The organism is Microcoleus sp. B5-D4 (genome assembly GCF_036705145.1).
Taxonomy (GTDB): Bacteria; Cyanobacteriota; Cyanobacteriia; order Cyanobacteriales; family Microcoleaceae; genus Microcoleus.
The window spans coordinates 144,924-166,627 of the sequence record NZ_JAUBTV010000003.1; the positions used below are offsets into that span (position 1 = coordinate 144,924).

20 protein-coding genes are annotated in these 21,704 nt (G+C 47.0%); 14 read left to right on the forward strand and 6 right to left on the reverse strand.

Features of this window, described 5'->3' with window-relative positions; genetic code table 11:
• Positions 1-312: 312 nt before the first annotated feature.
• Complete coding sequence (locus QUB10_RS02565) at positions 313-1,104, reverse strand: 2-phosphosulfolactate phosphatase family protein (protein ID WP_333199245.1); 792 nt, start codon at positions 1,102-1,104, stop codon at positions 313-315.
• An 89-nt stretch (positions 1,105-1,193) separates the two neighbouring features.
• Here QUB10_RS02565 and QUB10_RS02570 point away from each other — a divergent pair, with 89 nt between their 5' ends.
• The gene (locus QUB10_RS02570; protein WP_333199248.1) at positions 1,194-2,087 is read left to right on the forward strand and encodes an EI24 domain-containing protein; all 894 of its coding nucleotides are present in this window, start codon (positions 1,194-1,196) and stop codon (positions 2,085-2,087) included.
• A 3-nt stretch (positions 2,088-2,090) separates the two neighbouring features.
• On the opposite strand, the gene QUB10_RS02575 is transcribed toward QUB10_RS02570, so the two are convergent.
• On the reverse strand, positions 2,091-2,345 hold the full coding sequence (locus QUB10_RS02575; RefSeq protein ID WP_333058797.1) for a hypothetical protein: 255 nt from the start codon (positions 2,343-2,345) through the stop codon (positions 2,091-2,093).
• A 307-nt stretch (positions 2,346-2,652) separates the two neighbouring features.
• On the opposite strand from QUB10_RS02575, the gene QUB10_RS02580 reads away from it, so the two are divergent.
• From QUB10_RS02580 to QUB10_RS02600, 5 genes are all read left to right on the forward strand, one after another.
• Positions 2,653-4,158: an MBOAT family O-acyltransferase gene (locus QUB10_RS02580; protein WP_333199250.1), complete on the forward strand. Its 1,506-nt coding sequence runs from the start codon at positions 2,653-2,655 to the stop codon at positions 4,156-4,158.
• 10 nt (positions 4,159-4,168) lie between these two features.
• Positions 4,169-5,122 carry a hypothetical protein gene (locus tag QUB10_RS02585; RefSeq protein ID WP_333199252.1) on the forward strand — a complete coding sequence of 318 codons (954 nt, stop codon included), beginning with the start codon at positions 4,169-4,171 and terminating at the stop codon, positions 5,120-5,122.
• A gap of 171 nt (positions 5,123-5,293) precedes the next feature.
• Positions 5,294-6,025 carry a DUF7873 family protein gene (locus QUB10_RS02590; protein WP_333058793.1) on the forward strand — a complete coding sequence of 244 codons (732 nt, stop codon included), beginning with the start codon at positions 5,294-5,296 and terminating at the stop codon, positions 6,023-6,025.
• A gap of 139 nt (positions 6,026-6,164) precedes the next feature.
• Positions 6,165-6,365 (forward strand): hypothetical protein, encoded by a 201-nt coding sequence (locus QUB10_RS02595; protein ID WP_333199255.1) that lies wholly within the window; start codon positions 6,165-6,167, stop codon positions 6,363-6,365.
• A 189-nt stretch (positions 6,366-6,554) separates the two neighbouring features.
• Complete coding sequence (locus QUB10_RS02600; protein WP_333199257.1) at positions 6,555-7,493, forward strand: serine/threonine-protein kinase; 939 nt, start codon at positions 6,555-6,557, stop codon at positions 7,491-7,493.
• Here QUB10_RS02600 and QUB10_RS02605 read toward each other — a convergent pair.
• The 3 genes from QUB10_RS02605 to QUB10_RS02615 all read right to left on the reverse strand — a co-directional run bounded on the left by QUB10_RS02605 (position 7,487) and on the right by QUB10_RS02615 (position 9,760).
• Entirely contained in the window at positions 7,487-8,113 is a 627-nt protein-coding gene (locus tag QUB10_RS02605) for a DnaJ domain-containing protein (RefSeq protein ID WP_333199259.1), read from the reverse strand. The two genes, QUB10_RS02600 and QUB10_RS02605, sit on opposite strands and share 7 nt — an antisense overlap.
• 130 nt (positions 8,114-8,243) lie before the next feature.
• Positions 8,244-8,837 carry an ATP-dependent Clp protease proteolytic subunit gene (locus QUB10_RS02610; RefSeq protein WP_333055699.1) on the reverse strand — a complete coding sequence of 198 codons (594 nt, stop codon included), beginning with the start codon at positions 8,835-8,837 and terminating at the stop codon, positions 8,244-8,246.
• 263 nt (positions 8,838-9,100) lie between these two features.
• On the reverse strand, positions 9,101-9,760 hold the full coding sequence (locus QUB10_RS02615) for an ATP-dependent Clp protease proteolytic subunit (RefSeq protein ID WP_333199262.1): 660 nt from the start codon (positions 9,758-9,760) through the stop codon (positions 9,101-9,103).
• A 477-nt stretch (positions 9,761-10,237) separates the two neighbouring features.
• On the opposite strand from QUB10_RS02615, the gene QUB10_RS02620 reads away from it, so the two are divergent.
• From QUB10_RS02620 to thrB, 4 genes are all read left to right on the forward strand, one after another.
• A complete protein-coding gene (locus tag QUB10_RS02620) occupies positions 10,238-11,473 on the forward strand; it encodes a VWA domain-containing protein (RefSeq protein WP_333199265.1) in 1,236 nt (411 codons plus the stop codon).
• A 222-nt stretch (positions 11,474-11,695) separates the two neighbouring features.
• Complete coding sequence (locus QUB10_RS02625) at positions 11,696-12,262, forward strand: Uma2 family endonuclease (protein WP_333199268.1); 567 nt, start codon at positions 11,696-11,698, stop codon at positions 12,260-12,262.
• A 3-nt stretch (positions 12,263-12,265) separates the two neighbouring features.
• Positions 12,266-12,760 (forward strand): tetratricopeptide repeat protein, encoded by a 495-nt coding sequence (locus QUB10_RS02630; protein WP_333199270.1) that lies wholly within the window; start codon positions 12,266-12,268, stop codon positions 12,758-12,760.
• A gap of 90 nt (positions 12,761-12,850) precedes the next feature.
• Complete coding sequence (thrB, locus tag QUB10_RS02635; protein ID WP_333199273.1) at positions 12,851-13,978, forward strand: homoserine kinase; 1,128 nt, start codon at positions 12,851-12,853, stop codon at positions 13,976-13,978.
• A 253-nt stretch (positions 13,979-14,231) separates the two neighbouring features.
• On the opposite strand, the gene QUB10_RS02640 is transcribed toward thrB, so the two are convergent.
• Positions 14,232-15,503 (reverse strand): ATP-binding protein, encoded by a 1,272-nt coding sequence (locus QUB10_RS02640; protein ID WP_333199275.1) that lies wholly within the window; start codon positions 15,501-15,503, stop codon positions 14,232-14,234.
• Between the two features lie 466 nt (positions 15,504-15,969).
• On the opposite strand from QUB10_RS02640, the gene QUB10_RS02645 reads away from it, so the two are divergent.
• The 4 genes from QUB10_RS02645 to QUB10_RS02660 all read left to right on the forward strand — a co-directional run bounded on the left by QUB10_RS02645 (position 15,970) and on the right by QUB10_RS02660 (position 21,305).
• A complete protein-coding gene (locus QUB10_RS02645; RefSeq protein WP_333199378.1) occupies positions 15,970-18,666 on the forward strand; it encodes an endonuclease MutS2 in 2,697 nt (898 codons plus the stop codon).
• Between the two features lie 251 nt (positions 18,667-18,917).
• Entirely contained in the window at positions 18,918-19,523 is a 606-nt protein-coding gene (locus tag QUB10_RS02650) for a DUF3038 domain-containing protein (protein ID WP_333199277.1), read from the forward strand.
• Between the two features lie 47 nt (positions 19,524-19,570).
• Positions 19,571-19,795, forward strand: coding sequence for a hypothetical protein (locus QUB10_RS02655; RefSeq protein ID WP_333199380.1), 225 nt, complete (start codon positions 19,571-19,573; stop codon positions 19,793-19,795).
• On the forward strand, positions 19,701-21,305 hold the full coding sequence (locus tag QUB10_RS02660) for a DUF4335 domain-containing protein (protein ID WP_333199281.1): 1,605 nt from the start codon (positions 19,701-19,703) through the stop codon (positions 21,303-21,305). Before QUB10_RS02655 ends, QUB10_RS02660 begins: the two co-directional genes overlap by 95 nt.
• The last annotated feature ends 399 nt before the right edge of the window (positions 21,306-21,704 follow it).

Sequence of the window (21,704 nt, forward strand, 5' to 3'; positions counted from 1 at the left end):
TCTACTTTCTCTTAAAAAAATCTTGTTCGCTAATATCATGTCCGAGCGATCGCCCATAATACAATTGCCGGGGCGGGTTTTTGAGATTGTCCGTTTTTGGCAAATATTATTGGCTCACGGGCCCCTACAGGAATCCGGGTAATCGACCGGACATGATATAACTACTAACTTCCGTTGTCTGTAGTGAGGAATGCAAGTCCTCTGATTTTTATGAGGACTTGCATTCCGATGCTGCCAACCAATTTTATTTTGGTTGTTCGAGTAGGGTGTGCTCGGCCGCGCACCTTACTAATACACCACTGGCAGAAAAATTTAATTCGCCGTTTTTTCCGAAGATGGAACCCAGAAATTAGCTTGAGGAATTTTAAAATCAGACTTAACCAAAACTCCCGGTTCTCGCTGCATCGGCAGCACATCTAAAGTATCCGTTTGCGCGCAATATTTTAAATCTTCAATAACACCTAAACCGAGGAGGCGCTGGCCGTGGCTGGCTCTTTCCAACAATTCGTGTAACCTATCTTGCCAGTGCAAATAAAGAGCAATAGCCCCAAATACTTCATCGTTACCAGCAAAATCGCTTGCAGGAATACCGCTTTCTGCCAGGAGACTTTGGGCGATCGCACCAGCACAAACCGTATCTTCCAACGAATAACTTCCTTCCCAACCCGAACCCACAATCCAAATAGTTTCCGGCTGTTTACTTAACAAAAACTGCACCACAGATTTGCGGTTAATCAAAGCCGCCGTTAACACAGTTGCAGCAGCTTGCACTCGTTCCAGAGCGCGAGTACCGTTAGTTGTGCTGATAAAAATTCGCTTCCCACTCACCTTTTCTGGCGTGCAGTCGAGGGGAGAATTCCCCATGTCAAATCCGTCAACTTTGCCGCCGCCGCGCTCTCCGGCGCGAATCCGCTTATCTGCGGGCCATTTTTCGCTCTCGGCCATTAGCTTATCTAAGTCGCTGAAAACTTGGACAGCTTCCGCCCCATTATTCAGGGCCGTTGCCATTGTCGTAGTCGCCCGCAGCACATCAACTGCGATCGCGCAAGCCGGCATTTTGTCGGCTGGCGTAAGTTCCGGGGTATGGTAAATAAAAAGCTTCACTTTTGGGCAACCTGCGATAAATCCTCATCAGTCATAATAATGGAAAATGGATGATAGAAAATAGAGTCGAGTCCTCAAAAGCAGAAAATATGTCAAAACAGTTAAATTCAAACCCCGCCCACGCCGCCATTACCGCACCAATTGGACTCCTGGCAGGTTTCACCTATCCTTTGCGAGCTTTCACGCTGATTTTGCAAACTCCCAAGCTGTGGACTTATGTATTAGTTCCCGTGGTGCTAAATTTTATAATTGGTATTGGTCTTTATTTAAGCTTGCTATTTCCCAGTTTGGCTGGGATAGATGTTTTAGTTGCCGATTTGTCCGTCCGATTTAATGCTCTAATTGCGAGTTTTCCAGCTTGGCTGAGCTTTCTCGGTGTGTTAACAGTTGCTTTCGGCTGGCTGCTGCGCTTACTCCTAGTGTCAGGACTTTTGCTGATAATTGGATTTTTGTTAGTGCAGTTTGGTGTGATTTTAGGTTCGCCGTGGTACGGCAAACTTTCCGAACAATTGGAACTGCTGCGGAACGGTCAATTGCCCGCAGAAGCACCAATGAATTTGGCGAGTAGTTTTGGGGATATTCAAAGGGCGATCGCCTTTGAACTGCGAAAACTACAAATTTTGTTGAGCGTCGGTATACCCCTGCTGCTGCTAAATTTTATCCCTGGTGTCGGCTCTATTCTTAGCAGTTTGGGTGGCGTAGCTTTGGGCGCGACTATTGTCTGTTTGGACTTTTTAGATGCACCTTTGGAGAGGCGGAGGCGACCTTTTCAGGAGAAGTTGGAGATCATTTGGGCTAGTTTGCCGGCCAGCGGGAGTTTTGGTTTGGTTTGTTTGGGTTTGGTGAGCATTCCGCTGTTGAATCTGTTGGCGATTCCGCTGTGCGTGACGGCGGGAACTTTGTTTTTTTGCGATCGCATTTGGCCGGCCCGCTTTGCCCCAGAAGAAACTCATAGCGATCGAGAAACTAACATTACCAATTAAAAACTAGGGAGATGCTTCTTCCTTCGGCTGACTCTGGGAGTTAAGACCCAAAAACGGGCTTAAAAACAGCCAGCTAATGAAGAAAAATGATGCTGTAAATAGCTGGACAATATCAATCGCCGACAAATATCCGTCAGATAATAGTGCAATAGTTCTATCTGTCAGCCCGAATATCCAAGAGAGAATCCCAAACAGCCAAATGCCTTTTTGGAGCATGGGCAAAAATGCTGAAACTTCGGAGTTTTGCTGCTTGTTCATTGATTTAGCCCTTGTTTGCGAAAAGTCTGATTAACGGGGGCACCCCAAGGGCTTAAGGATTTTTGGTGTCTCCTCGGATTCCCTTTGTTATCTATATGTTAAGAAATGTTTCCCGATCTGACAACGCGCCCTGAGAGGGATTTCCGCATCTATCTCAAGAGGTAGTCGCAGCGCTAACAAAGAGTGATATTTGCTACACTTTGGTAGGATGCGCGATCGCGATCGGGTTCTGGGCCACTCTTGCCATGAGTCCCAGGCGCTTGATATAGTGGGTCACAGGCTACGTAAAAGAGCGAAATCACAAATTATGTTATTTAACAGTATTGAATTTTTAGTATTTTTTGCGATTGTTTTCGCCATATATTATTTTCCTCCGTTGCAAAAAGTGCAGGTTCCCATCCTGATAATTGCCAGCTTTATTTTTTACAGTTGGAGCGCCCCCGCACTGTTGCTGATCCTGCTACTTTCCATTATTATCAACGCTACAGTCAGCTTTCAAGTTGCCCGGATTTCTGACAAGAAACAGCGATTTTTTTGGGCATTATCGGGAGTCGTTCTCAATGTATTAATTTTGAGCTTGTTTAAATACGCTGGTTTGCTAACTAACTTTGTTACCGATGTTTTTAATATTGCTCGCTCCGAAGGCAGCATTGCTTATTTATTCTTAAAATTGCCTCTGCCTATAGGCATTTCTTTCTACACATTTGAAGGCATAAGTTTAATCGTAGACGTACTGACTCAAAAAAACAAAAGCGAAACAGAATCAAACGCTTACGTCTCGCCCAACTTTAGCCAACACCTGCTAAATACTTCATTTTTTATTAGCTTTTTCCCCAATTTACTGTCAGGCCCGATTTTAAAATCCAAGACTTTTTATCCCCAGATTGTTCCTAAATACTTAAAAGACATTCCTTGGAATTTCATTTTTCGCTCGCTCGTTGTCGGCTACTTCCTAAAAATGGTCATCGCCGACAACTTAAAAGACTATACCTTCTGGATCAGCTTTCCCTACTACCAAGGATTTGGAACTCTTACCAACCTGACACTGCTGTTTGGCTACTCAATACAAATTTTCGCCGATTTTGCCGGTTACTCCTTAATTGCGATCGGTTTTGCAGCCGCTTTGGGCTACAAAATTCCAGACAACTTCGACTTTCCCTACATCTCTCGTTCCCTCTCCGAATTCTGGAGAAGGTGGCACATTTCTCTCTCAACTTGGCTCCGAGATTATCTATACTTTCCCCTCGGCGGAAACCGCAAAGGAAAAATCCGAACTTATGTTAACTTAATGACAGTAATGACATTAGGAGGATTATGGCATGGGGCTGCTTGGAGTTATGCAGTTTGGGGAATTTATCACGGCTTGGGTTTAGCAGTAGAACGCTTTTTTGGCTTCGACAAATCTAAAAACAAATCGCAAGAACCAAATCAAGCCAAAACCAAACCAATCTGGCAGCAATTATTATTGGACAGCCTTAGCGTTTTAGGAATTTTCTCTTTTGTTTCCGTGGGCTGGCTGCTTTTCAAACTGCCTCGATTTGAAGAAGCGGTTGACTTCGCAGTTACTTTATTTCGCAACTATAAAGTCAAGCCCGGTTGGAGTCACATTATTCCGACGCTAATTTTTTCGCTACCAGTAGTGATTTATCACCTTCCCCATTTTCCCACTTGGCAAAATCGCATGAAACAGGATTCAAATAAAAACGGTCAAAAAGTCTGGAGCCTTTATCAAGATTTAGCTTTAGGAATTATGCTAGCAATGATCTTCCTCAACAGTGGTAGCTCGAAACAATTTATTTATTTCCAATTCTAGAAGGTGTTCTATGTTTGTCAAATTCCAGTTGCGACCGATTTTGCGCCCGCTACTAATTTTTCTGTTTCTCATGAGTTTTTATCAAGTGCTCGTCAGCGGCGGAGTTTTGCGTGCTTCCGACGGAGTTAGCCTGCTTCAAAATAATATTGTTAAAACTCAAAGGTATGTATATCAGGATAATTCCGATCTAAAAATGGTAATGGTAGGTAGTTCGCTAGCTGCAAACCTTAATATTAAAGACATTGGAGAGGGCGTAAAGAGCATAGCTTTGGGGGGAGGAGCGAGCCAAACAGGTTTAGAAATAGTTAAAAGAAGTCAAAGCAAGCCTCCTATTGTTTTGGTAGAAATTAACGATACTATTGTTCGCAAAATAGATACAGAATTAATTGATTCTTTGTATAATCCTATTTTTTATTGGTTACGCCAGTATCTACCGATGATGAGAGAGGAATACCGTCCGATTAGCATTTGTGTGGATTTTTTTAAAAGTCGATCGAAGCAGAATCAAAAAATGACGCGAGAGGCTCTAGACAGATTAGAAGGTCGAAATCTTACTCCTGAATTATCGCAAAAAGCTATCCAAACGATAGTTGATATTCAAAGTCAACCTTTGTCTGAAAAAGATGCCGAAGCTATAAAAAAAGAAGCTGATTTTATTAAAAGTCAAATCGCCGAAATTAACAAGAATAGCGGGGCAAAAGTAGTTTTATTTGACATACCGCAAGAGTCGCGAGTTAACGCTGCAATCAGGATAAAACAAGTCCAAGAATTGGTTAAAAAGCTGTTTCCGTCCGATCGTTTTGAGTGGCTGCCACCCCCGAAAGAGCGAGAATGGCGTACCAATGACGGGGTTCACTTGATCCGCAGCGACGCTAGAGATTTTGCCGAGTTTTTGAGAGATAAATTGCTGAGTACGGTAGCGGCGGGCTCTCTTGGCACCGCGCCTGGAAAAGAAAGCTTGTAATTTATTTTGAAGTGTATTATACTACATAATGAGCAAGTTTGGTTAAAGAACGATCGTGAGGTTTGTACTGAGGAGGGAGAGTTATCAAAGCCCTAAAAGCCACAGGACAGACAATTTGATGATCAGTATTAACCCGGCTTGATATGAGTTCAGCGTCAATAAAATCGAACAATGGCACGCTTAAATCAGATTATTGCGATCGAAAAAGGCATCAAAAGCCGCTCGGTTCAAGAACTGGCAGAAGCTCAAAAAGCACTCCAGAAGCCCGCTGTGCTTTCTGGAATCTCCCGTACTTACCGCCCCAAAGACGAAGAAGGCGAACAACTGCCGCCAGAGTCCAAAAAAGTTGAAGTCAAAGCAGAAGAGATTATCCGCAAAACGACTGAAGTTTTGACCAAACTCTTCGACGTAACCGCAACCAAAGATTGGACAAATTGTAGGGCCCGCGCGGACGTAACTGTAGACGGAAACGTGCTTTTGAGCCAAGTTCCCGTCAGCTATTTGCTATTCATTGAAAAACAGTTAGCAGATTTGCAAGCATTCATCAAAAAACTGCCAGTCTTAGATGCTTCCGAGACTTGGAACTTCGATGCTTCGGCAGATTGCTGGGCAACTGAACCGGTGCAAACTCTCAAGACTTTTAAAACTCCGCGCAATCACGTTAAAGCTGAAGCTACCGAACACCATCCGGCTCAAGTCGATGTTTATTACGAAGATATTACGATCGGCTATTGGCGGACTGTCAAGTTTTCGGGAGCTTTGCCAGCACGGCGGATCAATGAGTTGCTGCAAAGGGTGGAAATCTTGCAGCAAGCTGTTATGTTCGCCCGCGAAGAAGCTAACAATTCTGAAGTTGAGGAACAGAGAGTGGGAGAGCGAATTTTTCAATTTATTTTCCGCTGATTGCTTGCTTTTTTGATAGTTATGGTTTAAGATATAAACAGAGTACAAGTTCAATCTAAAACTTCAACTTAAACCGTACAAATGTGATAGTGCAGGTTCGACTCCTGTCCCTTCTACTCAAAATAGGGGGGTAGCCCAATTGGCAGAGGCAGCATTGCGTACAAATTCAACAGCAAGCTATTACTCTAAACTCAGCATTCACCGCCGATCGCTACAACGAATGTCAGGAAAAAATAACATCATCGAGGTTGCTGGCTCATATCCAGCCCCCTCTACCAAACGCAGGGGGGTAGCTCAATCGGTAGAGCGCGATGCTATTAATCTTAAATCCTTGACTTAAATGTGATAGCGTGCCCAAATGGGCGGTAAATATAAACCCAGTAGTAAGGTCAGAACTGCTGGGTGTTTTATGCTAATTTATCAATCAAAGTGATACGACTTCCCAAAAAAGAATGCAAAAGCAAGCTCTAAACCGATACAGCGTCAGTCATTTCCAATCTAAAATCTAAAATCTAAAATCTAAAAGGGTATGATTTACTGCATCAATCCTCAATGCGAACAACGCGAAAATCCTGCTGCTGCTCAAAAGTGTCAGGCTTGCGGTACAGATTTGTTAATTGCCGATCGCTATCGCATCCTTAAACCAGTGCGATCGCCCAATCCCGCACGCCCCACAGACATCTTTGAAGTCGAAGATTTGGGAACCGGGGAAAACGAATGGGGAACTGTCAAAATTTTAAAAGTCTTGAAACACACCCATAATCCCGATTTAGTTCGCTTGTTCAAGCAAGAAGCGCGAGTTTTGATTTGGCTGGCGGGAAAGGGTTCAGTTCCGCAAGTGGAACCTGACGGTTATTTCCCAATTAAAGTTCCCCATAATTTCCAGAAATTGTCTTGTTTGATAATGGAAAAAATTAGCGGCGAAAACTTGGCAGAATTCTTAACTAAAAAACAGTACGTTTCTCAAAATCTCGCTATTGAGTGGCTGCAACAAATTACCAATATTTTGCAGGAAATCCACAAACATCATGTAGTGCATCGGGATATTAAGCCATCCAACCTGATGGTTGAAGCCAATGGGAAATTGAGATTAATTGACTTCGGCGCCGCCACAGAAGCAGATATAGATACCGCACCCATAGGTTCTGCTGGATACGCCGCACCGGAACAAATTGCAGGTAAAGCAGGCGTGAGATCGGACTTTTTTGCCCTAGGGCGTACTTTTGTACATTTATTAACAGGCATAGAGCCGATCGACTTTCCCGTTAATGAAAAAACTGGTAAAATTAATTGGAGGAACCAGGCTGTAGATATTGACCCCTTACTTCTAGAGTCGATCGACGAATTGATGGAACCGCTACCGGAAAACCGACCTGAAAATACCCAAGTTATTTTAGAAAAATTAGAAAAATTAAAACTTTACGACGGAGACCCCCTGCAAAAGGGGGACACAACATCGCTTCAATAAATCTGTTCCAACCTGCGAAAATCCCGCTCAACTTCCGCCCACAAAGCCCGATTGTGAGGATCTGTTTTCACAGCCTTTTTCAAATATATTCTCGCCTTATCAACCTGCTTTTCTCCGATCAAATGCCGTCCCCAGCGCTGATAGGCGATCGCCTGCCACTGACGCACCTCCAAATCTTCGGGAACCCGCTGGGCCAAACCCTCAATCAAGGCGATCGCCCGTGGGAACCTCTGATATTTCAGCAACTGCTGCAACTCAAAATAAGCATCTTGCTTTAACTTTTGTTCTACCGGCGACAGATCCGCATTAGATTGAACCGCTGCCTCTTTTCGAGTCACCTTAACTGGCTGCGGTTGAGCTTTCACCCCCTGATCGGGCGGTGTCGCAGTAGGCGGCACAGTTGAATTGGCAACTTTCGACTCCGCAACATTGTGGGGGGCAATTTTCACCAGGAACTTATAAGCCTCAGTAATAGCAATAAACTTATTTTTAGCCTGTTCGTTTCCCGGATTCACATCGGGGTGATACTGTCTCGCTAACTGCCGATAAGAGGCCTTAACTTGCGATAAACTGGCACCAGACCTCAGTCCTAACTGTCGGTAATAATCTGCAATATCCATCTAGCATGAATGAGCGTTTATAATACCATTAAATATGGCAGAATCCTTAAATGTAAAGATTCTGCCAAAATTTAGTGCGAACTAGGTTGTAGTGCGAGGGTTGCCCGCACTACGGTGGCGCAAAAATAACTTACGGACGATCTTCGATTACTCTGTCAATCAAGCCGTATTCCTTGGCTTCCTCAGCGGACATGAAATAGTCGCGATCCATGTCCTTCTCGATTTTCTCGATCGGCTTGCCAGTATTCTTAGCATAGATACCGTTGAGTTGGTGGCGCAGTCGCAGAATCTCTTTGGCCTCAATCTGAATATCCGTTGCTTGTCCCCGCGTGCCCCCAGAAGGCTGGTGAATCATGATGCGCGAGTGAGGCAAAGCTAACCGTTTCCCCTTCGCACCGGCAGCTAACAGGAAAGAACCCATCGAAGCAGCCAAGCCCACACAAATCGTCACCACGTCTGATTTAATGTGCTGCATGGTATCAAAAATAGCCATGCCTGCCGACACCATCCCGCCTGGGGAATTGATGTATAAAATAATATCCTTACCTGAATCTTCCGAATCAAGATAGAGCATCACAGCGATGATTTGATTGGCAATTTCATCGTCAACGTCCCTGCCCAAGAAAATAATCCGTTCCCGGTAGAGGCGATCGTAGATATTAATCCACTGAGTATCATAACCCCCCGGCATCTTGTAGGGAACTTTTGGCACACCGATAGGCATAATTCGGAACTCCGTTTAGTTGGTAATTGGTAATTGGTAATTGGGAATTGGGCATCGGGAATTGGGTATTGGGCATTGGGGAATGGGGAATGGGTAATTGGGAATCGGTAATTGGGAATTGTTAGTCATAAAAAGACTATTGAATAACTAACCAGGGTAGAAACTACTAGCCATTAACCCTTAATTATTACTCATGCCCATTCCCCATTTCCTATTACCCATTCCCCATTCCCCATTCCCCATTCCCCATTTCCAATTCCCAGTTAGATGACTCCAGCCGGCAGCGGTTTCGGCAATTCTTCAGAACTTTCAAGAACGCGATCAATCAAACCGTATTCTTTAGCTTCCTGGGGCGTCAGGTACAGCAACCGATCCATATCTTTAGTAATCTTTTCGATCGGTTGACCAGTACAGCTTGCAAAAATATCAAGCATCGTCGCTTTATTTGCCAGCACTTCCTTAGCGCGAATTTGAATGTCGCTTGCTTGACCCCGCGTGTAAGCCTTGGGTTGGTGCAACACAATCGAAGCGTGGGGCAAACTCGCTCGAAAGCCTTTTGTACCAGCCGCTAACAGCATCGCAGACATCCCCATTGCCGAACCGAGGCAAATAGTGTGTACGGGCGGCTTAATGTACCTGATCGTATCGCAGATAGCGAAGGCTTCTGTTTCAAAGCCGACGGGTTCGCCACTGTAACCAGAAGTGCCGGTCGAGTTGATGTAGATTTTGATCGGCTTCTCGGGGTCTTCGTACTGCAAGAACAACAGTTCAGCGATAATCAGTTCTGTTACCGCAGGCACCAGAGGCATCCCTAGATAAACGATCCGCTCCTTCAGCAACAGGGATGGCAAATCGGGAGGTGGCGTCCGAGAGTTCCCTTCCCCGTAGTATGGCGATTGCACTGCTTTAATGGGTGTGTTCATCAGAAAAATGGGTCTGAAACCCCGTCCTTTTAGGACGGCTTTACATTTTTGATTGACTACCGCCTTGGGACTGGTTGGCTCGGTGTGTGCTTTTGTGTTGCACTTTCAACGGGACAATTACCGCCTCAAACTTCCCAGCCCTGTACGCATAGTATTTTGCACGGGTTGTGCGTCCCATTTCTGGGGTAATGTTAGCTTCGACAATGTTTCGAGAGCTTGTTAGACCTGCAACACTGTTCCAGTGACCTTAGAACTGCTTAATTGCTTCGGACAGAGCAGGGGACTAGCTACGCATCCACAGGGTGTCGTGACTCTCAAAACGTAGGCAATTAAGCCTTAGTCTGGTCAGTATGGCTTGCCAGATTTCTCTTACAAGCCCCGTGTATTTAGACCGGGGTTACTGACATAACCGAAATGTTGCCTGAACTGATGGAGCTATTCTTAAAGAAATACTAACGCAATCTTTAGGTATCCCGCATGAAAGTTAGTTTGCTCCCGGTTTTAAACGACCCTAACCTTGACGCTGCTGCGCCCTCAACGCAGCGCCAGCTAGCGATTTCGGTGTCTGCGACGGCAAGCTCGATCGACTCCAGCGTACCCTTAAACCTGTGCCTGATTCTCGACCACAGCGGTTCGATGGGCGGACGCCCCCTGGAAACCGTCAAACAAGCCGCCGGACGGTTGCTAGACAGGTTGAAGCCCGGGGATCGCTTTTGCGCGGTGGCTTTCGATCATAAAGCCAAAGTCCTCGTCCCCAATCAAATTGTCGGAGATCCCAGCAGTATTAAACGGCAAATTGAGCAATTGCGCTCGGCCGGTGGCACAGCAATTGATGAGGGCATTAAGTTAGGTATTGAAGAGTTGGGCAAAGGCAAAAAAGAAGCTATATCTCAGGCATTTCTGCTGACTGACGGCGAAAACGAACACGGCGACGACAGCCGCTGTTTGAAGTTGGCTAAATTGGCTGCTGACTACAACATGACTTTAAATTCTCTGGGATTTGGTGATAACTGGAACCAGGATATTTTGGAAAAGATTGCTGATGCTGGCGGCGGTGCTCTGGCACACATTCAGCGTCCCGAAGATGCGGTTGACGAGTTTGGCAAACTATTTACTCGCATCCAAGGTGTAGGTTTGACTAATGCTTATTTGCTATTTTCGCTAATGCCAAAAGTACGGTTAGCCGAACTCAAACCGATCGCCCAAGTTGCCCCGGATACGATCGAATTACCGGTACAGCAAGAGGGCGATCGTTTTATGGTGCGCCTGGGAGATTTAATGAAGGATATAGAGCGAGTAGTTTTGGCTAATATTTATATTGGACAGTTGCCCGAAGGTACACAGGCGATCGGGCAATTGCAAATTCGCTACGACGATCCGAGTGTTGGTCAAGGTTTGCTTTCCGATCCCGTTGCACTTTCCGCTAATGTCCTGAAAGTTTATCAGCCGGCAATTAACCCGATGGTACAGCAGCACATTTTAGCTTTGGCTAAATACCGCCAAACTCAACTAGCAGAAACCCGATTGCAACAGGGCGATCGAGCCGGTGCCGCGACAATGCTGCAAACTGCTGCTAAAACTGCTCTGCAAATGGGCGATAAAAGTGCCGCAACTGTGCTCCAAACCTCTGCTACTCGTTTGCAGTCAGGCGAACAATTGAGTGAAGCCGATCGCAAGAAAACTCGGATTGCTTCTAAAACTATTTTGAAGTAATCGCGCGATTTGAAATTTTAAATAATTTTAAATTGGGCGATCGGACAATTTGGCGATCGCAAATCGATCCTACACAAACGAAACCCGCGCCCAGGCGGGTTTCAATATTCTGAGTCTCGCCTGCAAAAAGCGAAAGTCAGTGTAGCCGGATTGTTTCAAGCTGTGGAGCGACAAGAAGCTCGATCGTTTAGAATGTTTGTATCACCTATCAAGAGTGCTTGTATGAGCCAGACAATATCTGATAAAGTACGCTGGACTACCGCCGATTTAGAACTATTGCCCGATAACGGCGATCGTTACGAAATTATTGATGGAGAGTTATTTGTGACATGGGCAGCACACTGGAATCATCAAGAAGTTTGTGGTAACATTTGCATAGAGTTAAATAATTGGTCACAAAAAACAGGATTAGGAGAATCAGTAATTAGTCCAGGAGTTATTTTTACAGATGTAGATTGTGTTATTCCTGATGTGGTTTGGATTAGCAATGAACGCTTGGCTATCTTGCTAGACGAAGCCGGCCATTTAACCGCCGCACCTGAGTTAGTTGTTGAAGTATTGTCCCTCGGTGCAGACAATGAAAGACGGGATAGAGATTTGAAACTCAGACTCTATTCGGTACGAGGAGTACAGGAATACTGGATTGTGAATTGGCGGTTGCAGCAAATAGAAGTTTATCGCAGGGAACAAGCAAGTTTAAGGCTCATTGCTACGCTGTTGAGCGCTGATGAATTGACCTCGCCTTTGTTACCTGGTTTTAGTTGCTCTGTCGCTCGAATTTTTGCCTAAATTATGAAATCATCACTTGACAATTTAATTGCTCCTCTAGTAATATTTACTATCTTTGCTAATATATCCCCTGGTGTCTCTGCTAAATCCTCAGCAATATTAATAGGTCAAAAAACGATTGTTCAAAATTCTGCTGAAGACTTATTTAACAGCGCTTTAGCCAAATCAGAAGCAGGAGACATTCAAGGGGCGATCGCCGATTACACCGAAGCCATCCGCCTCAACCCCAACTACGCCAAAGCCTACAACAAACGCGGCATCATCCACGGCCGCAATCTCAAAGACTATCCAGCAGCTAAAGCAGATTTCGATCGCGCAATTGAAATCAACCCCAACTACGGCGACGCCTACTACAACCGCGCCAGAGTCCGCCAGTTCTTAGAAGACAAACCGGGGGCGATCGCCGATTATCAAAAAGCAGCGGAACTTTATCAAAAAGATGGCAATACCAACGATTATCAAGATGCTATCAAACATCTTCAAATGCTGCAAGAATAGAGTGCTTTTGAAAACATAGTATAATATCCTTCGATCTGCGTTCATCCGCATTCATCGGCGGTTAAACATTCCAAATTAACTATTCAAAAAATGCCCGAAAATTCCACCGTTACCGTTACCGTACCCGCCACAACCGCCAACCTAGGCCCAGGATTCGACTGCATCGGCGCCGCTTTAAGCCTCTACAACCGCTTCCAATTCTCCCGACTCGAACCCTCAGCAACCGAGAAACTAAAAATTACCGTTACGGGCCAAGAAGCCGCCAAAGTCAAGACAGACGACAGCAATCTCGCTTATCAAGCTTTTCTCAAGTTATACGATCGCCTCAACCAATCGCCGCCCCCTGTAGCGATACATATAGATATGCAAGTTCCGCTGGCTAGAGGTTTAGGAAGTTCCGCCACAGCTATTGTCGGTGGGTTAGTCGGTGCAAATGAGTTAGCCGGTGCGCCTTTGAGTCAGGTAGAAGTGATGCAATTGGCGATCGAACTTGAAGGACATCCCGACAACGTTGTCCCCGCTTTACTAGGAGGATGTCGCCTCGCTGCTAGCAATGCACCCCCCCAACCCCCCCTTAGTAAGGGGGGGCTAAGAGAAGAATTCCCTCTCCGTGAAGCGGGGCTAACAGAACAATCACCCTTAGATGCGGAAATTTTACCATCACCCCCCCTCAGCAAGGGGGGGCTAACAGAACCACTCCCCCTGAACGAAGCTGGGCTAACAGAATCACCCCCCCTTAGTAAGGGGGGGCAGGGGGGGGGTTCTTGGGAGATTTGCGATATTCCCTGGCATCCAAATATTGTGCCGGTGGTAGCCATCCCCGATTTTGAACTGTCTACAGCCGAAGCCCGCAAAGTTTTGCCAGCAGATTACAGCAAGGCTGACGCGATTTTTAATGCGGCACACCTCGGTTTGCTAGTGCGGGCTTTGGAAACTGGCAATGAAAACTGGCTGCGCTGCGCCCTCAAAGACAAAATTCACCAACCTTACCGGCAATCTCTGATTCGGGGATATGAAGCGGTGCAACAAGCCGCCGTGAATGCAGGGGCCTATGGAATGGTAATTAGCGGTGCCGGCCCAACGCTTTTGGCTTTAACGGATGCTACTAATGCTGATGCGGTTGTGAGGGAAATGGCGGCTGCTTGGATGGAATTTGAGGTAAAGGCAGATGTAAGGGCGATCGGCCTCGATACTCAAGGCGCGCAAGTCTCCATTTAGTTATTCCACTCCTAGACACACAACATCTACATAACCGTGTTTTGTAGGGGCAACCCCCCGTGGTTGCCCCTCTTCCTCTCTCCTTCAAATCTATTGAATATCACCTCAAGTCTCTTTTCGATAACTTCTGCCCTTCTCTATACAAAATTTTACCTTTAAAAAAAAGCAGTCATTGTAGGGGCGGATTCAGCATCATCTCAGGCTCAAACCAACAATCGCAAAAACCCGCTCCACCAACGGTAAATACTGTTAATTAACTGTGACGCAGCGGAATCTCTATCTGAATTTTAGTGCCTTTACCCGGTTCGGAAAAACACTTGAACTCTCCTTTGTGCTGCTCTACAATTATCCGATAGCTGAGAGCAAGTCCCGATGAGATGGGTGGTTCCGCAGGTTTTGCTCCCAAAAATGGATCGGAAATTTGGGCTGTGATATCTTTGCTATGTGCGATGTCGTTATCCGCAATCTCAATCGAAATTCGCTGAGCATCGACTACCTGAGTGCTAATCAAAATCACAGGCTTAAATTTGATTGATTCCAACTCTGCCAACTCTTGAGCAGACTCTTCTAAAACATCGATCGCGTGATTGATGATATTCAGAAAAGCTTGATTGAGCAGACCTGCATAACACTCAATCTGTGGCAAATTGCCGAATTGTTTGATCACCTTGATGTCTCGCCTTCCCTCGCGAGCCGGCAAGCGGTGCTGCAACAACAACAGAGTATTTTCTAAACCGTCGGAAACATCGAATAACTGCCAGCCCGATCGATCGCTGCGGGAAAAATCCTGTAGCGACAAGATTATTTGGCGGATGCGATCGCTCCCGGTACGCATGGAACTCACAATTTTTAATAAATCGTCTAGTACGAATTCCACATCCATATCTTGTTGTTTTTGCATAATTTCCGCTCCGGGACTGACTAGCTCTTTTTGATACAATCGCAGGAGTTCAATTAAATCGGTAGCGTAGCTTTGGACGTGAGTTAGATTGCTGTAAATAAAAGTAATTGGGTTGTTAATTTCGTGGGCTATCCCAGACACCAATTCACCCAAACTAGACATTTTTTCTGTTTGTAGCATTCGATCGCGCGACAGTTGCAATTCTTGCTGGGTGAGAGCCAACTGCGCCCTCAACTCGCGCGATTTCTTAGAAGCGCCCACCCGCGCCAATAATTCCTGCTTAACTATCGGTTTAAACAGAAAATCGTCAAAGGGGGCATCCGATTCTTGAATTTCATCAAATTGCTCCGGTGTTGTCAGCAGAATAAAATAGGCTGTCGCCAATTCTCGTGAAGCGAAGCTATCCCGTAGGGAATCGGCTTTCACCAGCCGGCACACCTCCAAAAAGTTGATTTGAGGCGAAGTCCCGTCGCAAATTATCACATCCGGGGACAATTCCCTCGCCAATTCTAAACCCTCTTTGTCGTCGGGAGCGACTCTCACCTGATGTCCCTCTTGGCTGAGTAACTCTTGCACAACTTGAAAAGTCACAGTATCCGCGATGATCGCCAGAATCTTTGCCATACTTCTATCATCTCCACAAATTACTTTTTAGGATACAACCGCCAGAATTGCGCTGACCGATTTAAAATTCCAAAATAGTTCAATTCCATCTAAAAACTCCCCATCCCCGCTCCCTCAAAACCCAAAATAGCCCATACCATTTTAGATTTTATCTTTTCGAGTAAAAAATGGGTAATGACTTAGTGTATAATAATAGTTGGGAGCTTGCCTACAGTTGCATATTTTTTGGGGACGGGTATCACGAGAAGGTATAATTTTAGACGGGTAATGCAAAAATGCAAATTTTCTCCTTCGTAATTAATGTTACATCAGAGCTTGCGGTCGAAAGACTGCTGAGGGCGATCGCAGATACTTTCTCAAATTGCCCCAGGAAACAATAAAAAACTTTAAAATCAATTAATAGTATCGTTAAATTCACCTTCTCGGTCAGCGCCTGGGAATGCCAATTACCAACACCACCTCAACTTTGATTCAAGCCGAAACACTAGAACTATTAGAATGGCAGCGCCTGTGTCAGCACTTGGCTACCTTCGCGGCCACCAAACTCGGCGTCGCCGCCGCCCTCGACCTCGAAATCCCGCCCACTCAAGCTCAAACAGCAGAACTCCTCGCCCAAACTCAGGAAGCTTATCAGTTAGAGAGCCGCGCTGGCGGTGCTTTGAGTTTTGAAGGAATCCAAGACATCGGCACTTCGCTGCAACGAGCCGAACTGCAAGGTTTGCTCAGCGGCGAAGAATTGCTGGCAATTGCTACTACCCTCGCCGGAGCAAGGCAATTGCGCCGGATAATTGACTCTCAGGCAGATGTGCCGACGCTCAAAGAACTGGCAGCCCAATTGCGGACTTATCCCGAACTAGAGCAAGAAATCCATCGCTGTATAGACGATCGCGCTCAAGTAGCAGACAGAGCCACTCCTAAATTAGCAGGAATTAGAGTTCAAATGCGACAGTTGCGCGATCGCATTTATCAAATATTGCAGGGGATTTTGCAGCGCCAATCCAACGCCGTACAAGAACAGCTAATTACCCAAAGAAGCGGACGCTTTGTCATTCCCGTCAAAGCTCCCCAAAAAGATGCCATACCGGGCATCGTTCACGACTCCTCGGCCAGCGGCGCGACACTATACGTAGAACCCCACAATACAGTCAATCTTAACAACCAAATGCGGCAGTTGCTGCGGCAAGAACAAGCCGAAGAAGAAGCAGTCCGCCGCGCCCTCACGGAGCAAGTCGCAGCAGTAAAACCAGATTTAGACAGATTGGTGGTGGTAGTTACAACTTTAGATTTAGCGGCCGCTAAAGCGCGTTATAGTTTTTGGTTGCAAGCAAATCCGCCGAAATTTATCGAATTGGGAGAACCAGAATTAGCACCAAAAAATCCCGAAAAAGAAGATGAGGAAAAAGAAGATAAAGAAGATGAGGAAAACTCAGAAAACAGTCAATTATTAATTCGCAACCTGCGATCGCAAATTACCCTGCGCCAGTTGCGACATCCTTTATTAGTTTGGCAGCAACAGCACGAACAAGGCTTTCCAGTCGTGCCGGTCGATTTAACGATCGGGCCGCACATCCGCGTCGTCGCCATCACCGGCCCCAACACGGGCGGCAAAACTGTCACCCTCAAAACCTTGGGCTTGGCAGCTTTAATGGCAAAAGCCGGAATGTTTGTTGCCGCCCGCGAACCCGTAGAATTGCCTTGGTTCGACAATATTTTGGCTGATATTGGTGACGAACAATCTTTGCAGCAAAGTTTGTCTACTTTCTCCGGCCATATCCGCCGCATCAGCCGCATTTTAGAAGTTTTACATAATAAATCGCAGGCTGAAGGGGAAGAAAATTCAAAGCTTCCAATTACTAATTCCCAACAGCAAGACGAGGAAGTCACAGACACACAGAGCACTGTTTCTGCTCTCCCAATTCTCAAACCTAAATTACAAATTCCCCAACCCCAAATCCCAAATCCCAATTCCCAATTACCAATTCCCAAATCTTTAGTTTTGTTAGACGAAGTAGGAGCGGGGACAGACCCCTCAGAAGGCAGTGCATTGGCGATCGCCCTGTTGCAATATCTCGCCCAACATTCCCTATTAACAGTTGCAACTACCCACTTTGGCGAACTCAAAGCCCTCAAATATCAAGACTCCCGCTTTGAAAATGCCTCAGTAGAATTTGACGACAATTCCATGCAGCCAACCTATCGCTTGCTGTGGGGAATTCCCGGACGTTCCAACGCCCTCACCATTGCCAAAAGACTCGGTTTGCTACCAGAAATTGTCGATGAAGCTCAAACCTATGTCGGGGGAGCGTCTCAAGATGTCAATCAAGTGATTGCGGGACTCGAAGCACAGCGCCGGAAACAGGAAACCAAGGCCAGAGAAGCAACTCAACTGCTACACCAAACCGAAAAACTGCACAGAGAAGTTTCTCAAAAAGCAGCCGCTTTGCAAGAGCGGGAGCGAGAACTAAAAATAGCTCAGGAAGTGGCAGTAAATGAGGCGATAGGGTCGGCAAAATCAGAAATTGCTCAAATCATTCGGCGCTTGCAGTCGGGCAACCAGACGGCTCAAAATGCCCAACAAGCGACAGATACCTTAAATCAAATTTCCCAAAAACATCTGCCCTCCCGACAACAACCGGCTAAACCCAAACCGAGTTTTATGCCGAAAGTGGGCGATCGCATCCGCATTCCCAGCTTGGGCCAAACCGCCGAAGTCCTCAGCGGCCCCGATGCTAACGAAGAGTTGAGCGTTCGGTTTGGGATTATGAAAATGACTGTCAAACTAGGAGAAATTGAATCCCTCGACGGTCAAAAACCCGAAACTAAAGCTCAATTAGCCAAGGTTGCAGCCCAAGCACTCGCTACGGCTAAAGCTAAGCAAGCAGCGTCGGAACCTGCAAAACCCAATCCCGAAATTGCCATTCGCACTGCTAATAATTCGATCGACTTACGGGGTGCGAGAGTCTCAGACGCAGAAATCGAAATAGACAGAGCTCTCTCCAAAGCAGTCGAATACGGTGCGCTGTGGATAATTCACGGCAAAGGTACGGGACAGTTACGGCGTGGCGTTCACGAGTTCCTGGCTACTCATCCGCAGGTTTCCCGCTTTGAGCTCGCCAGTCAAAAAGAAGGGGGTGGAGGTGTGACGATCGCTTATTTACATTGATTTGTGGCATCCAGTGGCGTAGCATGGTTAGGGGTGAAAATCTAGGGGTTTTGCGGATAGTGATCGATCGAACTTGAAACCGCAACTTTTCACCCGCAACTCCGTCCTGCAGTTAGGATTGCCGGAATCAAAGCAACGAGCTATGGAGACAAATTAACAGATGTGCTGTTGCCCACAGGCCGCAAAGCTTTAATCACTGCATACTGTTTGATATCCTGCCTCAACCAGTCTTAATTTCCCGTGCTGAAGCCATGCGCTCGACCGTAAAGTCCTCCGCTCCCACAAACGAAACGGGCCCATCTCCCAACTGGGAAGAATTGACCCAAAAAGCACCAGAACCTACCCAGTTGGACAACATTAAAGCCCAACTGGATTTAGTGCTGTTAGCCCTAGAAGCACTGGCAGAAATTGGCTCAGAGGCGATGCTCAAGGTAGCAGCCGAACTGAATTTAGAGCCAATGGTAGCCGATCGGGTAGCTTTGTGGCGGCTGCGCCAATCTAACCCGCTGCGGAAAGGCCACGGAGGGCGCAAAAAACTAGATGTGGAGGAAGCTCGATCGCTCGTTTTGATAAGCTGTCATTTGGCAAAACAGCACCAAGCTTTAATCCGCCGCGCTGTTGCTTTGCTCGAACAAATGGCAGAGCAAAACCGCGAACCTCACACAATCGCTTTGCTGGGAGATTATATTGACAGGTTCAGCAACACTTATGGCTCGCGCATGGAAGATGCAGAAAATTTATCGGGCCGAGAACTGACTAATTTGGCCCTCAAACTCCTGATCGATTTGCTGTTTTACAGCAGTCCCGGCGGCCACCGCCGCCTCTGGCTGGCTCTTCTAGACCGCGCTAAGAATTAAACTAAGCATAATGGGAACGAGAATGACAAAGATCGGGAACAGGCAAGATGCCTGTTCCACCAAAAAATTTATTTGTTGTGGAACAGGCATCTTGCCTGTTGCTAAAAAAGCTTGTTGAGAATACTGCCAAATATCAGATAAAACATAGTTATTCCCTCTTCCTTCTTCCTTCCTGCTATGGTTCTCAAACGGTACACGCCCCCCACTTGCACGCTGGAAATTACAGCCAAAAGTTCGCCTCTATCTCGCTGGGCGGGCCAACCGGTGTTTAAATCTTTAAGTTTTGAGCTACGACTCGACGACCCCAGGCTGCCAGATACCCAACACGTTACTCTCAGGGGCGATCGAATTCAACTCGAAACCCTCCACGAAGCTGTTAGCAACTACGTCCAAAACTTGCTCGGCGAATCCCGCGATTGGGAAAGCAACCTCAACTCTCAAACCGATCATATCCCTGCAGGTTCAGACTCGCCAGAAGTCGCGCTTAATGCCGTTATATTCGATCGAGCAGTCAACACTTCCGAACTAGCAACTTCCAACCCCTACTCTCTCCCAACTTCCTACCTTCCGGTTCCCCCCCGCTTAGAGCCCCGCGGCTTGCTCGCCCACAACTTGTTTTTAGGCTCTTTGAGCGCCGCAGAATCCGGGCCAGTAGTTCCATTGAGCACCCTGCAACTGTTTGACTTGGCCACAGCGCTAGATGACTGCGCCGCCGAAGTGATGGCGCTTCCCAACCTCAACCGCGAGTCCCAACGGCCGCTGTCCTCACCCTGGCTCAAGGTGGCAGCAATGCTGGTCGCGATGGCGGGCCTGACGACAGGAACTATCAAAATGCTCGATCGATCCGCCACCTCCCCGCAAACCGCCACAGCCCCCGCCACAGCCCCCGCCAATCCACAATTGAGCACCGCTCCAGAAAACCCCCAGTTAGCGGCCGGCGTTTCCCCCAGTCCTGTTCCCGCCCTACCGACACCCCCAGCACCAACACCCGCAGCCACACCCGCTTTACCGCCCCTGCCGCCCCCGCCCATCAACACCGCCGCCTCTCCCAGCCCCAGCTTACCCCCCATCGCCCTCGCGCCAACTCCCCCCACCAACAAACCCAGCCCCATCCAGCAGCCACCCCTGCTATTTCCCGCCAACGGTAGCGCAGCCAGCGCCCCACAGAGCGCCCCAGCATTCCCTCAAGGGTCAACAATCACAATTCCCGCCCCCGAAGAACCGCCCCAGGGCCGCCCCCAAGCACCCGCACCAGTACCCTACCTGCTGCCCCCATTACCGCCCAGACTAGCTCCCGCCGTACCTCCCCCCCTGCCGCCCTCCCTGTCTGCTTCCCGATTTCCCGTTCCCCCGTCGCAACCCTTCCCCCGCCCCATCGAGCCGATTGTCCCCCCCGCCAGTACCGAACTCCCAGCCCTTGAGGACACTCAACCAACCGCGGAGTCCGACGACAACAACCAGGTGGCGGCCAGCAAAAAAAACCGCACTTTATTTGATACAATTCCTCAAGTTTCCGAAGCTAGAACTTACTTTGAGGAACGCTGGAAGCCTCCTGAAGGAATGGAACAAACTTTGGAATACAGCGTGCTGATCGATGAAAATGGGTCAGTTCAAAGTATTATGCCGATGGGAAAAGCAGCAGCAGATTATATCGAGAAAGCTAATATGCCCTTAGCTGGCGAGCCGTTTGTTTCTGCGGTTTCTAATGGAAAAAACCCGAAAATTCGAGTTGTTTTGAGACCAAACGGTCGAGTACAAACCTTTTTGGAAGAGAGCGATTAAACGCTCTCAAACACATTGTCGAGATGGGAAATTCCGGTTAATTGCTAATCTTAAACAAGTTCAAAAAAAATCAAATTTTAACTGTGCCAGCAGCAGCCAGCGTATTGACAGTTGCTCCAGTTTATGCTACCCATATCTCTTGACCCGTGCGGGCAGAGTCACCAGTAAAAAAATTTGCTGACACTCGTCAACCGATGTGCATTGCACACCCTACAAACTTCCTTTTTCCTTCTTCCTGACATCCGTTACATCCGTCGAGCGAATCCGTTGCCGAACTTCCTTCTATCCTTTACATCCGTTACATCCGTTACATCCGTTACAAAATCCGTTGCCGAACTTCCTTCTATCCTTTACATCCGTTACATCCGTTACATCCGTTACAAAATCCGTTGCCGAACT

Bases quoted from the DNA above. Each gene is read 5' to 3' on its own strand.
- QUB10_RS02650 (WP_333199277.1), top strand. From the start codon at position 18,918: ATGCGCTCGACCGTAAAGTCCTCCGCTCCCACAAACGAAACGGGCCCA.
- QUB10_RS02620 (WP_333199265.1), top strand. From the start codon at position 10,238: ATGAAAGTTAGTTTGCTCCCGGTTTTAAACGACCCTAACCTTGACGCT.
- QUB10_RS02655 (WP_333199380.1), top strand. From the start codon at position 19,571: ATGCCTGTTCCACCAAAAAATTTATTTGTTGTGGAACAGGCATCTTGC.
- thrB (WP_333199273.1), top strand. From the start codon at position 12,851: ATGCCCGAAAATTCCACCGTTACCGTTACCGTACCCGCCACAACCGCC.
- QUB10_RS02590 (WP_333058793.1), top strand. From the start codon at position 5,294: ATGGCACGCTTAAATCAGATTATTGCGATCGAAAAAGGCATCAAAAGC.
- QUB10_RS02615 (WP_333199262.1), bottom strand. From the start codon at position 9,760: ATGAACACACCCATTAAAGCAGTGCAATCGCCATACTACGGGGAAGGG.
- QUB10_RS02585 (WP_333199252.1), top strand. From the start codon at position 4,169: ATGTTTGTCAAATTCCAGTTGCGACCGATTTTGCGCCCGCTACTAATT.
- QUB10_RS02600 (WP_333199257.1), top strand. From the start codon at position 6,555: ATGATTTACTGCATCAATCCTCAATGCGAACAACGCGAAAATCCTGCT.
- QUB10_RS02625 (WP_333199268.1), top strand. From the start codon at position 11,696: ATGAGCCAGACAATATCTGATAAAGTACGCTGGACTACCGCCGATTTA.
- QUB10_RS02570 (WP_333199248.1), top strand. From the start codon at position 1,194: ATGTCAAAACAGTTAAATTCAAACCCCGCCCACGCCGCCATTACCGCA.
- QUB10_RS02610 (WP_333055699.1), bottom strand. From the start codon at position 8,837: ATGCCTATCGGTGTGCCAAAAGTTCCCTACAAGATGCCGGGGGGTTAT.
- QUB10_RS02575 (WP_333058797.1), bottom strand. From the start codon at position 2,345: ATGAACAAGCAGCAAAACTCCGAAGTTTCAGCATTTTTGCCCATGCTC.
- QUB10_RS02605 (WP_333199259.1), bottom strand. From the start codon at position 8,113: ATGGATATTGCAGATTATTACCGACAGTTAGGACTGAGGTCTGGTGCC.
- QUB10_RS02660 (WP_333199281.1), top strand. From the start codon at position 19,701: ATGGTTCTCAAACGGTACACGCCCCCCACTTGCACGCTGGAAATTACA.
- QUB10_RS02580 (WP_333199250.1), top strand. From the start codon at position 2,653: ATGTTATTTAACAGTATTGAATTTTTAGTATTTTTTGCGATTGTTTTC.
- QUB10_RS02640 (WP_333199275.1), bottom strand. From the start codon at position 15,503: ATGGCAAAGATTCTGGCGATCATCGCGGATACTGTGACTTTTCAAGTT.
- QUB10_RS02630 (WP_333199270.1), top strand. From the start codon at position 12,266: ATGAAATCATCACTTGACAATTTAATTGCTCCTCTAGTAATATTTACT.